The 13,478-nt window shown below is 65.6% G+C and carries 11 protein-coding genes and 1 pseudogene; 6 read left to right on the top strand and 6 right to left on the bottom strand.

The features are described 5' to 3' along the window. Positions 1-7 precede the first annotated feature (7 nt). Entirely contained in the window at positions 8-3,316 is a 3,309-nt protein-coding gene (locus tag ACLMAJ_RS18350) for an acetyl-CoA carboxylase family protein (RefSeq protein ID WP_412015067.1), read from the bottom strand. 49 nt (positions 3,317-3,365) lie between these two features. Here ACLMAJ_RS18350 and ACLMAJ_RS18355 point away from each other — a divergent pair, with 49 nt between their 5' ends. Continuing rightward, a complete protein-coding gene (locus tag ACLMAJ_RS18355; RefSeq protein WP_412014941.1) occupies positions 3,366-3,989 on the top strand; it encodes a TetR/AcrR family transcriptional regulator in 624 nt (207 codons plus the stop codon). A 120-nt stretch (positions 3,990-4,109) separates the two neighbouring features. Here ACLMAJ_RS18355 and ACLMAJ_RS18360 read toward each other — a convergent pair whose 3' ends face one another. Continuing rightward, positions 4,110-5,621, bottom strand: a complete 1,512-nt coding sequence (locus tag ACLMAJ_RS18360) for a flavin-containing monooxygenase (protein ID WP_412014942.1) — start codon at positions 5,619-5,621, stop codon at positions 4,110-4,112. Between the two features lie 489 nt (positions 5,622-6,110). On the opposite strand from ACLMAJ_RS18360, the gene ACLMAJ_RS18365 reads away from it, so the two are divergent. The 4 genes from ACLMAJ_RS18365 (at position 6,111) to ACLMAJ_RS18380 (ending at position 10,486) form a co-directional block, all read left to right on the top strand. Then, positions 6,111-7,256, top strand: coding sequence for an LLM class flavin-dependent oxidoreductase (locus ACLMAJ_RS18365; RefSeq protein ID WP_412014943.1), 1,146 nt, complete (start codon positions 6,111-6,113; stop codon positions 7,254-7,256). 218 nt (positions 7,257-7,474) lie between these two features. Beyond that, entirely contained in the window at positions 7,475-8,905 is a 1,431-nt protein-coding gene (locus ACLMAJ_RS18370; RefSeq protein ID WP_412014944.1) for an APC family permease, read from the top strand. Positions 8,906-9,051: 146 nt separating this feature from the next. Beyond that, positions 9,052-9,459, top strand: coding sequence for a YybH family protein (locus ACLMAJ_RS18375; RefSeq protein WP_412014945.1), 408 nt, complete (start codon positions 9,052-9,054; stop codon positions 9,457-9,459). Between the two features lie 586 nt (positions 9,460-10,045). Beyond that, the gene (locus tag ACLMAJ_RS18380; RefSeq protein ID WP_412014946.1) at positions 10,046-10,486 is read left to right on the top strand and encodes a VOC family protein; all 441 of its coding nucleotides are present in this window, start codon (positions 10,046-10,048) and stop codon (positions 10,484-10,486) included. Between the two features lie 14 nt (positions 10,487-10,500). Here ACLMAJ_RS18380 and ACLMAJ_RS18385 read toward each other — a convergent pair. From ACLMAJ_RS18385 to ACLMAJ_RS18395, 3 genes and pseudogenes are all read right to left on the bottom strand, one after another. After that, positions 10,501-10,953: pseudogene (locus ACLMAJ_RS18385) on the bottom strand (oleate hydratase); the annotation flags it as partial. A 42-nt stretch (positions 10,954-10,995) separates the two neighbouring features. Continuing rightward, positions 10,996-11,856: a 3-hydroxyacyl-CoA dehydrogenase gene (locus ACLMAJ_RS18390; RefSeq protein WP_412014948.1), complete on the bottom strand. Its 861-nt coding sequence runs from the start codon at positions 11,854-11,856 to the stop codon at positions 10,996-10,998. Then, on the bottom strand, positions 11,837-11,995 hold the full coding sequence (locus ACLMAJ_RS18395) for a hypothetical protein (protein WP_412014949.1): 159 nt from the start codon (positions 11,993-11,995) through the stop codon (positions 11,837-11,839). The genes ACLMAJ_RS18390 and ACLMAJ_RS18395 overlap by 20 nt, the downstream gene beginning before the upstream one ends. A 196-nt stretch (positions 11,996-12,191) precedes the next feature. Between ACLMAJ_RS18395 and ACLMAJ_RS18400 the strand changes: the two genes are divergently transcribed. Beyond that, positions 12,192-12,887 (top strand): HAD family hydrolase, encoded by a 696-nt coding sequence (locus tag ACLMAJ_RS18400; RefSeq protein ID WP_412014950.1) that lies wholly within the window; start codon positions 12,192-12,194, stop codon positions 12,885-12,887. Here the strand turns inward: ACLMAJ_RS18400 and ACLMAJ_RS18405 are convergent. Beyond that, entirely contained in the window at positions 12,862-13,416 is a 555-nt protein-coding gene (locus ACLMAJ_RS18405; RefSeq protein WP_412014951.1) for a TetR/AcrR family transcriptional regulator, read from the bottom strand. The two genes, ACLMAJ_RS18400 and ACLMAJ_RS18405, sit on opposite strands and share 26 nt — an antisense overlap. Positions 13,417-13,478: the final 62 nt, after the last annotated feature.

The following is a 13,478-nucleotide window of genomic DNA, read 5'->3' on the forward strand; positions in this document are numbered from 1 at the left end:
TCGGTAGTCAGCGCAGGGTGCGAATCCAGCGGCGGGTGTCGGCGGGATCGATGACAGCGTCGAGCTCGAGGACAGTGGCGGCGGTGAGGGCTTTGCCATTGGCGTAGGCGAGTTGGACGAGGTTGTCGAAGGCCTCACGCTGTTTGTCGGGGTCTTCGATGGCGGCCAGTTCCTTGGCGAAGCCGAGACGAACGGCGCCCTCGAGACCCATGCCGCCGATCTCGCCGGTGGGCCATGCGATGACGAAACGTGGGGCACGGAAGGAGCCCGCCGCCATGGCTTGGGCGCCGAGGCCGTAGCCCTTTCTCAGGATGACGGTGCCGAACGCGACCGTCAGGGACGCGGAGTCGATGAACAGCTTGCTGAACTTGGTGACCGTCGCCTCCTTCTCGGCCTCGGGGCCGACCATGAAACCCGGTGTGTCACAGAGGGATACGATCGGCAGGCCGTGGGCGTCGCACAGCTGGAGAAATGCGCTCAGTTTGTCGGCAGCCGGAGCGTCGATCGCGCCGCCGAGGTGGTGGCAGTTGTTGGCGATCAAGCCGAACGGGCGGCCCTCCACTCGAACCAACGCGGTGACGACACCGACGCCCCAGTCCCGGCGCAGTTCCAGTACCGAGTCGAGGTCGGCGACGGATTCGATGGCGGCACGAATATCGTAGGCACGCAGGCGATTCTCGGGCACCACATGCCGGGACAGACGTGGATCCGGTTCCTGCCAGTCACCCACCGCCCCTTGGAAATACGCCAGGTAGCGGCGCGCGAATGCGACTGCCTCGGCTTCGTCGGTCGCGACGATGTGCACGACACCGTTGCGGCGTTGGACCTCGATGGGCCCGATGTCTTCGGGGGCGTAGACGCCGAGACCGCCGCCCTCGATCATCGCGGGTCCGCCCATGCCGATATTCGCGTCCGGCGTGGCGATGACAACATCGCAGATACCCAGCAGCGCGGCGTTGCCCGCGAAACAACGCCCGGACACGATGCCGATCAAGGGAACTCGGCCCGATAGCGCACCCATGGCACGAAATGTGGTGACGTCGAGACCCGAGATACCGGCATAGTCGGTGTCGCCGGGCCGCCCGCCGCCGCCCTCGGTGAAGAACACCACCGGCAGCCGCTGCTCGTGCGCCATCTCGAGCATCCGGTCGGTCTTGGCGTGGTTGCGCATGCCCTGGGTGCCCGCCAGCACCGTGTAGTCGTAGGACATCACCAGGGCGCGAGTCGATTCCGCGCCGTAGCGATCCGCGTTGATGGTGGCGATACCCGCGATCAGGCCGTCGGCGGGTGTGTTCGCGATCAGGTCTTCTTGGCTGCGGCGCAGGCGCTGCGCCGCCACCGCGAGAGCACCGTATTCGATGAAGCTGTCGTCGTCGACCAGGTCGGCGATGTTCTCCCTCGCCGTACGCCTGCCGAGCCGACGGCGTTTAGCCACCGCATCCGGACGTCCCTCGTCGAGCCCGATGCGATGGCGCTGTAAGACCTCCGCGAGGTCCGGGCGCACAGCGTCCAGGTCCACCGCGTCGATATAGGTGGTCGGCCCGTCGTGGTCCACCTCGATCCAGGACAGCAGCACGGCGTGTGGGTCGACGACTTCGCCCGGCTCGACGATGTGGCGAAGCACTCGCAATGGCTGTTCTGCGCGCAGCACATGCTGCATCTTCATCGCCTCCAGCACAACAACTTCCGCGCCCGCGGGTATGACGACGCCCGGTGGTGCGAGTGCGACGACGGTGCCGCCCATCGGGGATCGAAGCGCCTGCTCGTCGTCGTGCAGGACCGCTGGCGGCCCCGACTCCACGTATCGTCTCCCGAGAGCGGCGGTCGCGCCGTGCCCATCGGGGGACAGTTCGACGGCATGTTCGAAATGCACCGTCGATGGTGCGTAATGCGCTGCGCTACTCGAGAGTTCACCGATGTTCTCCTCGAACCACGAGGTAGTCGCGGTGATCCCACCGGCAAGCTGGTCGAGTACCGCCCGCACCAGACCCGTATTGGTATCCACCCCGGCGACGACCGTTTCCGTCAATGCGTCCGAGCAACGCCGCAGTGCGGCCGAATATGTCGGCCCATGGGCGATGACCTTCGCAAGCAACGAGTCGAACAGCGGACCCTGCCGCATCCCGGCGTACGCGGCGGTGTCGACCCGAACGCCCGCACCGGTCGCAGCGGCGAACTGTGTCATGGTGCCGGTACTCGGCCATACTTCCCCACCGGCGGTCACGAGTTCGGCATTGATCCGTGCCTGCACGGCGAATCCGCGCGCGGGGCCCTCTGGCAATTCCAGATCGGCGAGCTCGCATCCCCGTGCGAGATCGAACTGGACCGCCACCAGATCAATACCGGTCACTTCTTCGGTAACCGTATGCTCGACCTGTAGCCGAGGGTTGACCTCGAGGAACCACGCGTCGTCCCCGGCGACCAGGAATTCGACGGTGATCACGCCGCGACAGCCCACCGACTCCGCGATCCGGACGGCATCGGCATGCAGCCGTTCCCGAAGCGCCACACCGAGATTCGGTGCGGGAGCAATTTCGACGAGTTTTTGATGACGGCGCTGGACACTGCAATCGCGATCACCGACCGTGACTGCCCGTGTGCCGTCCGCGACGATCTGAACCTCGATGTGCCGGGCATCGGGCGCCAGCGCTTCGGCGTAGACGGTGCTGTCACCGAAACCCGCGAGCGCCTCGGCGGCACAGCGCTCGTACGCCTCGGCGATCCGAGAGGCGTCGCGCACCACACGTATCCCGCGCCCGCCTCCCCCTGCTGCGGCCTTCACCATCACACCGCCCGGGTGGTCCGCGAGCAGCCTCGCGATCTCAGCCGGACCTGCCCCAGCGAAATCCGCAGGCAGCACCGCGCTATCAGTCGCGTCCCCCCTCCCGGACGTAGCAGGCACAACCTCCGCCCCCACGGACGTCGCGGGCAGCACCGCGACCCCCGCCCGCCGCGCGGTCTCGCGGGCCGCGAGCTTGTTGCCGAAAATCCGCAGCACCTCCGGCGCAGGACCGACGAACACCAGCCCCGCATCAGCGCATGCTGTGGCGAACTCCGCACTCTCACTGAGGAATCCGTAGCCCGGATGCACCAGCGCGCCGGGGCCCGCCGTACCCGCCGCGGCGACCACGGCGGCGATATCGAGATATGCCGCCGCCCCGGCCCCCGGCAATCGCGTCGCGTTTTCAGCCAGCCGGACGTGCAGCGCTCCCGCCTCATCCTCGGTATGCACCGCCAGGACCGAGTACGCCCGCTCGCGAGCCGTCCGGATAACCCGAACCGCGATCTCGCCTCTGTTCGCAACCACTACGCGCATGGCGACAGTCTGCTTTGACATTGACGTCAATGTCAACGACGATGGTCTCATGACGGAGGGCTGGTCGGTGCGCGCGGCGCGGGAACGATCGCACACCTCTCGGCACCGTGGCCTACTGAACGCCGCGGCCCAGGTCTTCGCCACCCGCGGCTACGAAAACACCACCGTCGCCGATATCACCGCGGCGGCCGGAGTCTCGCGAGCCACCCTCTACGTCTACTTCGCCTCCAAAGACGAAATCTTCCTAGCCCTCGCCGCCCAGGTCCGCGACGATTTCCTCGCCGCACAGGAGCCGGATATCGACGATGCGGACCCGCGAAACATGTTGGCAGCCACCATCGAATCGTTCGCCGCCGCCGTTCTGGCCGCAGGTCCGATGCTGCGCCTCATCGACGAACGCGGCGCCGTCGATGAGCGCGTCGCCGCCCTCGCCGAGGAAATCGCCGAACGCCCCATCCGGCGCTTCACCCGCTACCTCGAGCGTTTACACGCCACAGGCCAGGTATCCCCCGTGGTCCCACTCCGCGTCATCGCCGAAACCATCGGCTACACCCTCACCCGAGGTACCTCGGCCCGCGCCGAGGCCACCCCCGCCGACCGCGCGGAATACTTCGCCCATATCCAGACAGTCGCCGATACTCTACTGAACTCGACACCGAAAAACCCTGACTAGCAACATCTTCGAGCACGCGGTTCGATGCTCGGCAGCCCATCCGGCAGTGCCCGAGCACAGCCTTGTTTGCCGGTCCGGCCGAGCGGCTTCAGCGAATCGACCTTCTCCGCGAGAAGCAGATCAGGCGATGCGGGTATCGGCCATGGGGCGTTCGCCGGAGCCGGTTGCCGTGTTGGAGGCGCGGAATGCGAGTACACCGTCTTCGATGGGCCCCTTGCGGAGCAGGGTGCGGTCGCGGAAGTAGTTGTTGATCACCTTCCACGGGCCGCGGGTGCCTTGGCGCGGCATCACCGCGTCGCCGCGCTGGATGTAGCCCGAGGTCAGTGCGCCGCCCATGAGGGAGTCTTCCGAGCGGTCGCCGTCCTGTGCCGCCGCGACGACCTGGTCGAAGCCGTTGGCCTTCATGTGGTTGAGCAGGCGGCAGAAGTACTCGGCGGCCAGGTCGGCCTTGAGGGTCCAGGAGGCATTGGTATAGCCGAGCACCACCATGGCGTTGGGGATGCCGCTGAGCAGTGCGCCCTTGTAGGCCACTCGTTCGCGGGTCACCACCGGCTCGCCGTCGACCTCGAGTGTCGCGCCGCCCAGCATCTGGACGGTCAGGCCGGTCGCACTGATCACGACGTCGGCAGGCAGTTCCTCGCCGGACTCGAGGCGAATGCCGGTCTCGATGAATTTCTCGATGCGGTCGGTGACGATCGAGGCGCGCCCACTGCGCAGGACCTTGAACAGATCACCGTTCGGCACGACGCACAGGCGCTGATCCCATGGGTTGTAGGACGGCGTGAAATGGCGCATGTCGATGGTCTTGCCGACCTGCATCCGCACCGCGCCGAGCAGCAGCTTCTTGGCCATCGCCGGGTTGGTGCGCGAGAGCTGGAAGCTGGCCCGCTGCAAGGCGATATTGCGAGCACGGCCCATTTTGTAGGCGACCTTGGCGGGCACCCGGGTGAGCTTCATCCCGACCGCTACCGGATCGTCGGCGGGCAGTGCCGTGATGTAGGTCGGTGACCGTTGCAGCATGGTGATGTGCGCGGCGTCGTCACTCATCGCGGGGATCAGGGTGATCGCGGTCGCGCCGCTGCCGATCACGACGACACGCTTGCCTCGGTAGTCGAGATCCGCGGGCCAATGCTGGGGATGCACGATCTGCCCACCGAAGTCGGCCTCGCCGGGGAATTCCGGGCGATACCCCTTGTCGTAGTCGTAGTAGCCAGTGCATCCGACGAGGAAGTTGCTGGTATAGACCTCGATGCTGCCGGTCTGCTCGTCGAGGGCCTCGACGGTCCACAGCCCGGCCTCGGTGGACCAGCGGGCCGTGGTCACCTTGCGGCCGAACCGGATGTGGTCGGTGACGCCGTACTCCGCCGCCGTGTCCTCGATGTACTGCCGGATGTGCGGCCCGTCGGCGAGCACCTTGGTGCCGATCCACGGACGAAAGCCGTAACCGAAGGTGTACATATCCGAGTCGGAGCGAATGCCCGGGTAGCGGAACAAATCCCACGTGCCTCCGATCGCGGACCTGCGCTCCAGGATCGCGTAGCTGCGCCCGGTCTGCTCGCGGGTCAGGTGGCAGGCCATGCCGATTCCGGACAGGCCCGCGCCGATGATCAGTACGTCGACATGCCGCGTCATTGAGGAACTCGTTTCGTCTGGTCTCGCCCGGGCGCCCTCGGCCGCGCGTTTCACCAGGTTACGTGTTATCAGAAGTTACGTCTAGTAGCGCGCCGCCGCTGCCAGCCGCACGCCACGTCCGTCACAGCGTCGGCCGATTCGCCGCGTGCCCGCCATGCATTAAAACCGCGTTGGTTACAAGGAGTGACCCGGGGTCTTATCGCGCACATCATGAACGACTGCGGCGCTCACGAGGCGCCGCGAACCGACATCGTCGATCCGCCGATGCAGCGGAGCTGACCGGGCTGCCGGAGGAGGTCACCCAGTCGTGGTCAAGCGCGGCCGTACCACGACCATCGCCTCGATCCGGCCACCATCGCCGCCGAGCAGAGCATCGCCGACGGCTTCGCGGGCGCCGGGCTCATTCCGCACAAGGTGTCCATCGCCGACTTCACCGACACGCGCTTCAACGACCTGTTCCCCCGAACTCCTGAAGGGAGATTGGCTCCGATGAGTCTGTCGTTCCACTGGTTCCTCCCCACCTACGGTGATTCCCGCGGCTTGGTCGCGGGCGGGCACGGCACCTTCATGTCTGGGGATCGCCCCGCGACACTGCGCTACCTCAACCAGATCAGCGCCGCGGCCGAGGACAACGGTTTCGAGGCCGTCCTCACCCCCACCGGTACCTGGTGCGAGGACGCCTGGCTGACCACCGCCATGCTTGTCGAAACCACCGAAACCCTGAAATACCTGGTGGCCTTGCGGCCCGGCCTGATCAGCCCCACCCTTGCCGCGCAGATGGGTGCCACCTTCCAGCGGCATTCGCGCGGCAGACTGCTGCTGAACGTGGTGACCGGCGGCGAGCAACACGAGCAGCAGGCCTACGGCGACTTCCTCGACAAGGAGCAGCGCTACACCCGCACCGGCGAGTTCCTGCACGTGGTGCGGGAACTGTGGAACTCCACCGATCCGGTGAGCTTCGAAGGCAAGCACATCCAGGTGCGCGGCGCGCAGCTGGCCAATCGGCCGGACCCGATCCCGCCGGTGTTCTTCGGTGGCTCCTCCGCTCCCGCGGGTCCCGTCGCCGCCCAGTACGCCGACACCTACCTCACGTGGGGTGAACCGGTGCTCGCGGTGAGCAGAAAGCTCGACTGGATCCGCGGGCTCGCCGTCGACCGCGGTCGTGTCCTCGACTACGGCCTGCGCATCCACGTCATCACCCGTGACACCGCCGAGCAGGCATGGGCCGAGGCCGATCGACTACTCGAGGGCATCGACCCCGCCGATATCGAGCGGGTACAGGCCAGCTTGGCCCGCAGCGAATCCGAGGGCCAGCGCCGAATGTCCGAACTGCACGGCGGCAGCACCGACCGACTCGAGATCGCGCCCAACCTGTGGGCGGGCGTCGGCTTGGTTCGCGGCGGCGCGGGCACCGCATTGGTCGGCTCGCACGAGGAAGTAGCAGAGCGCCTCATCGAATATTCGAAGGTCGGCGTCAGCCATTTCATCCTGTCGGGCTACCCGCATTTGGAAGAGGCCTACTGGTTCGGCGAGGGTGTACTGCCCATCCTCGAACGCAAAGGGCTGTGGCGCAATCCGATCAGTAAGTCGGTCACCCCGAGCGCTACTCCTTTCGCGGCGTCCTCCAGCAGCTGAGGCCCGCACCCGCGAGTGGCGGAATCCATGGCGCGGAGGTCGGCGGTGTCCGCCGGGTGACAAGTAACCGCAGGTGGTGCAGGTACGCACGCACTGCGTTGTCGCAGGCGACGTAGCACCCCGGTCATGGGCACCAGCGCCCCGACGGCGAGAATGATCGTTCGAGTCCTGCCCTACCCGGCAGACTCGGCAGACCATTTTCGTCCGAAGGGGAGTCGATGACAAGCGAAACAGCACGGCGGTGGCGCCGCCGCTTCCCCGATGAAGCGAGCACGCCCGCCACCGGTTCGGCGACACTGAAGCGCAGTCTCGGCCGTGTCGATCTCACCGCGATGGGCGTCGGCACCATCGTCGGCGCTGGCATTTTCGTGATCACCGGTGTGGCCGCTGCGGAGAAAGCGGGTCCGTCGATCGTGCTGTCGTTCCTGCTCGCGGGCACGGTCTGCGTGCTCGTCGCGCTCTGCTACAGCGAGCTCGCCGCGATGGTGCCGGTCTCCGGCAGCGCCTACACCTATACCTATGCGACGCTCGGCGAGGGACCCGCGTTCCTGGTCGGGTGGAATCTGCTGTTGGAATTCGTCATCGCGGGCGCCGCGGTTGCCATCGGCTGGTCCGGCACCTTGGTGTCCGCACTGGACACCATGTTCGGAATCACGCTGCCGAGTGCCATCACAGCGAGCCCCTCTGAGGGCGGCATCGTCAATCTGCCCGCGGTGCTGATTATCGGGGTGGTCGTCGCGGTGCTCGTCGGTGAGGTCTCGCTGACCGCTCGCATCACAAAGGTGCTTGTCGGTGTAACCATCGGCGTGCTCGTGCTGGTCGTCGCCATCGGCACTCCGCATATCGACGTGGCCAATTGGACCCCGTTCGCGCCCTTCGGCCTCGGCGGCATCGTCGGAGGGGCGGCGATCGCGTTCTTCGCCTTTCTCGGCTTCGACGTGGTCGCGGCCTCGGCGGAGGAAGCGCGCACTCCTCGCCGTGACGTACCGTTCGCGATCATCGGCACGGTGCTGATCGCCACGGTGCTCTACGCGCTCGTCAGCGCGGTGCTCACCGGAATCGCCCCCTTTGGGACTCTGAACAACGCCGCGCCTATCGCCACGGCCTTCGGTGGACTGCACATCGGCTGGATCGGCAATGCCATCGTGATCGCCTCGATCATCGCACTCACCAAGGGCTTGCTGCTTATCGTGTACGCACAGGTGCGACTGATGTTCGCCATGTGCCGTGACCGACTGCTGCCGAGCAACCTCGCCACCACCGGTAAACGTTCCACTCCGGTCCAGCTGACGCTGCTGCTCGGCACCGTCTGCGCGGCCATCGCCGGGCTGCTGCCGATCGACATCGTCGTCGAACTGGTGAACATCGGCGCACTCTCTGCCTTCGCGGTGGTCTGCGTCGGGGTGTTGGTGCTACGCAAGCTGGAACCGAACAGGGAGCGCCCGTTCCGTACTCCGCTGGTTCCACTGGTGCCGATTCTTGCGCTGGTCGGCTGCATCTTGCTGGCAACCACGCTCGACGTGTTGACCTGGGTGCGTTTCGCGGTCTGGGTGGCGATCGGTATTGCCGTCTACCTGGGCTATGGGCGTAAACGCTCGGTGATGGCCGACCCAGCGCCCAGCACGGAAACGGTTCAGGCCGAGCGGTAGCGGGCGACTTTTCCGCAATTGGGATCTTGCATGAATTCGACCGAGAGCATTCCCGAATCATTGCGAATAACCAGGGATTTCGGCACTCTCTTTGGCAACAGTCGCGGCACCCACCCTCCAGGGCCGTGCGGAAAGGACAACTACCTATGTCCGATGACGAGAAGCAGATCCGGATCCTGATCGAACGGTGGGCGGCAGCGGTCCATATCGGCGATCTCACAGGCGTACTGAGCGACCATGCCCCCGATATCGTGATGTTCGATGTGCCGCCGCCGAACGAGGGCGTCCGCGGTATCGACGCTTATCGGGACGTCTGGCCCGGCTTCTTCGAATGGCAGTCCCAGGGCGCGATGTTCGACATCGTCTCCCTCGAGGTCGCCGCGGCCGGTGATGTGGCCTTCGCCTACGCCCTACTGCTGTGCGGCACCGCGGAGGATTTCGCGACCGACCCGGCGAAACGACTGCGCCTGACCCTCGGCCTGCGCAAGCAGAATGGGCGCTGGGTCGTTGTGCACGAACACCATTCCTTCCCTGACTTCAGCATCGAATCGTAAAAACGGACAGCTTCGGCACGTCTCCGTGAATGCACGCGCTGCAACAATGCAGCGTGCGCGACATCGGGTCATCAAGGAACGGAAGGGAATTGCGCGCGGATCGCCGGGAGGCGATTCGTCCGCGCAATAACCCGCTGAGCTCTTCTTTTACCTGTCGCGAACACCCGAGCGACGCACGAAATTTCACCGGATGCCAATGTGCGCGCCGTGCGGTCTTGTCATCGCATTCCGGCCGTCACCATGCCGTGCGCAACACCGCACGGGGTGCACCAGGGGTTCCACGTGAATCAGCCGCCTACACGGGCTATTTCGGGTAGCCGTAGAAGCGCCCGTACACCGAAGTCGGCACGCCGAGCGTCGACCCCACACTGTTGGCCGCACCGGTCCATCAACGGCAACGGGAGATCACCGACGCGTGGGCGGAACGTCGCAGGCGTCAGCGCAAGGAGAGCTGGGGCGGCGCCGCCTCCTCGGACTGTGACGGTCAGAAGCCGGTCCCACTCCGGCTGTCGAGAATGCGACGCCGACTCCGTCCTGGATACATCAGCGGCCACGACGGGCCGCGCAACGAAAAGGAGAACCACCAATGACGATTCAACGGATGGACCACGTAGGCGTCGTCGTCGACGATCTCGAGGCCGCTATTGCGTTCTTTGTCGAACTCGGTATGGAACTGGAGGGCGAGGCGCAGGTCGAGGGAAGTTGGGTGGACCGCGTCAACGGGCTCGACGGCGTCCGAGTCGACCTCGCGATGATGCGGACCCCGGACGGCCACAGCCGGCTCGAGCTGACGAGGTTCCATACTCCGACGGCGGTCTGCGCTGAGCCGAAGAATGCGCTGGGGAACACGCTCGGCCTCCGTAGCATCATGTTCGCCGTCGACGACATCGACGCCACTGTCGCGAGCCTGCGCGCCCACGGCGCGGAACTCGTCGGTGAGGTGGCGCAGTACCAGGACAGCTACCGAGTTTGCTACGTCCGCGGCCCCGAGGGGATCATCGTCGCGTTGGCCCAACAACTCAATTAACAGCCCGTCGCGGCCCAGGTGGAGCTGTAGACCTCCGGTACGCCGCGCTCGATGCCGAGCAGGCGGGTAGGCCGCCTCCATCCCGGTTCGCACGGAATACTCGGTCGTGCAGATGCAGTCGCGCGAGGTTTCGGCGAATTGGCCGATGAAGGCGAAGTTCACCGCGTCCTTCGGCACAACATCGGGGCGGTCACCGGCCTGCCTCGGCATGAAGAACGCCGTCACGTACGGCATCATGACCGGAACGCATTTCGCGGCGTTCGCCGCGAGCTCCTGGATAGACCCCAGACCACGATCTGGTCCTTCGGCTGCTGCTTGAAGTGCGGCTGCCTGTTGACCGTCCAGCTCATCAGCCAGCTGGAATCCTTGACGGTGACGATACCGCCCGTGACGACCTTGCCGCTGAAAGGGTCACGCTTGCAGATCTTTTGGATGTATTCGGGAATGCGCTCGTCGACTGCTGTAATACATGTGGCTCCTCTCCTCGAACTGGTTCGAAGTACCTGCGCTTATTCGGCGGAATACCGGTAGAACCCCTCTCCGCTGGCGATGCCGAGCTTGCCCTTATCGATGTAGTTGGCCTTGAGCCACGCGGCGAGCTCCTGGCCGTCCTCGCTGTTGACGAGGATGTTGTAAGGGGTGTTGAGACCGACGACGTCGAGGATCTGAAATGGCCCGACGGGTGCGCCGGTGCCGATTCGCCAGGTCTTGTCGACCGCTTCCGGTTCCGCGTACCCGCCCGCGGCCAGTGCCATCGCCGAGTTCAGCAGCGGCACGAGCAGCGAGTTGAGCACATATCCCGCCTTTTCCTTGTGCAGCTCGATGGGCACCATGCCGATGGCGGCGGCGAAATCGACCACCGCCTGGTACACCTCGGGGTCCGTTTCGGGGGTACCCATCACTTCGGCGGTGTTGTACTTCCACACCTGGTTCGCGAAATGCAGCGCAAGGAACTTGTCCGGGCGTCCGGTGAAGTCCTTGATGTCGCTCGGCAGCAGGGTGGAGGAGTTGGTGGCGAAAATGGTTCGCTCGGGCGCGAATTCGCTCAGGTGCTGATAGGTCTGTTGCTTGATGGTGAGGACCTCCGGCACTGCCTCGATGACGAGGTCGGCGTCCTTCACCGCCGCGGCCAGATCGGCGGTGAGCGTGATTCCCGCCGCCGCCTTGTCCGCCTTGCCGCCGGCCGCCGCGGGGACCTCGTCACGATAGGTCGCCGCCAGTTCGGTGAAGCGAGCACCTGCCGCGGCGAGTGCGTCATCGCTGATGTCGTAGGCGGTGACTTCGAACCCGCTGAACGCGGACTGGTACGCGATCTGCGAACCGAGCACTCCCGTTCCGAGAACGGTCACCTTACGGATCTGGATGGTCATTGCGCTCTCCTTCTTTCGGGGGCGAGAAACCGGCAACGATCTGAGCGATCTGGTCACCCGGATCGCCCAACGTGTCACGACCGGGATGGGCATCGGTCGCGGGCCGGGTGAGCATCAGATGCAGTGCTGTGAACACCACTGAAATAGCGAAGGCCCGACATAACGCCGGGCCGCAACAATTAGGAGCGCGGTCGAACAATTGAGACCGCATATCTACTTCCAATTGAATGTATACCAGCAAGGGGTACTTGCGGCAAGGCTCCCATTGAGGCATCTGAGCTGCGATTATGGACTGCCGTAGACATAGCGGATCTTCCGGCCGATAGGGTCGGCATGTGACCTGGACCGTTGGTTTCGACCTCGATATGACTCTCATCGACTCGCGTCCCGGCGTCGCGCGGGCCATCGACACCATCGCCGCCGAGTTCGGTCTCGCACTGCGTGGTGTCGAGCTCGCCGACCGGCTCGGTCCCCCGCTCGACATGCTGCTGGACGACGCGGGTGTGCCCGCCGACCTGATTCCGGCCATGATCGCGCGTTACCGAGAGCTCTATCCGACAGTGGTGCCGCAAATTCCGGCGATGCCGGGCGCCGATGCGGCACTGGCAGCGGTTGCCGAGCGCGGCGGGCGGGTATTGATCGTCACGGGCAAACACGAGCCACTTGCCAGGCTGCATCTGCTCGAACTCGATTGGCGGGTGGACCATTTGGCGGGTGGACTCTGGGCGGCGGGCAAGGCCGGTGTGCTGCGCGAGCAGCGGGCCGACGTGTTCGTCGGCGACCATGCCGGCGATATGCGGGGCGCGCGGGCGGCAGGTGTGACGGCCGTCGGCGTCACCACCGGACCATGCGACGCCGCAGAACTACGCGCGGCGGGAGCGGATGTCGTGCTCGATGACCTCACCGAATTCCCTGACTGGCTCACCGAATTCGGCGAACCCGCGGTCGCGGAGATCGCCGAGACAGGCACCAGGCCACCGCATGAGGAACTCGCGGCTGACTCTCCTAATGGAGGCGCAATCCCGCGATAACGAGTTCGACCATGCGACGCGCGTCGTAGCGGGAGTCGTTGCCTCCACCGATACAGAGATTGCCGACGCCACGCATGAGCTGGTGGGCATCCATGTCGGGGCGAATCTCGCCCGCCGTTGCGGCGGCATCGAGCAATTGCGCGCATACGGGGACGAGGCGGTCGAGGAAATAGGCGTGCAGGGTCTCGAAGGCGGCATTGTCGGACTGCAACGCCTCGGCGAGGCCATGTTTGGTGACCAGGAAATCGACGAAGAGGTTGATCCAACGCGCCAGCGCGGCATGCGGCGTGCCGCTGCTCGCCAGCAGTGCCGGACCGGCCGCGGCGCATGCCTCGACCTGGTGCCGGTAGACAGCGACGATGAGATCGGAACGCGTCGGGAAGTGACGGTAGATCGTGCCGAGGCCGACGCCCGCCCTTGCCGCGATGTCACGCACGGGCACGTCTACGCCGGAAGCGATGAAAGCCGCCGCGGCCGCGACCAGCAGTGCCTCCTCGTTGCGCCGGGCATCAGCCCGCTTCCGCGGCACTGACGACCCTGATCCGCTGTCGACGTCGACCACTGCGCCGCTACCTCCGTCATCCCACTTGG

This window comes from Nocardia arseniciresistens, assembly GCF_046764875.1.
GTDB lineage: Bacteria > Actinomycetota > Actinomycetes > Mycobacteriales > Mycobacteriaceae > Nocardia > Nocardia arseniciresistens.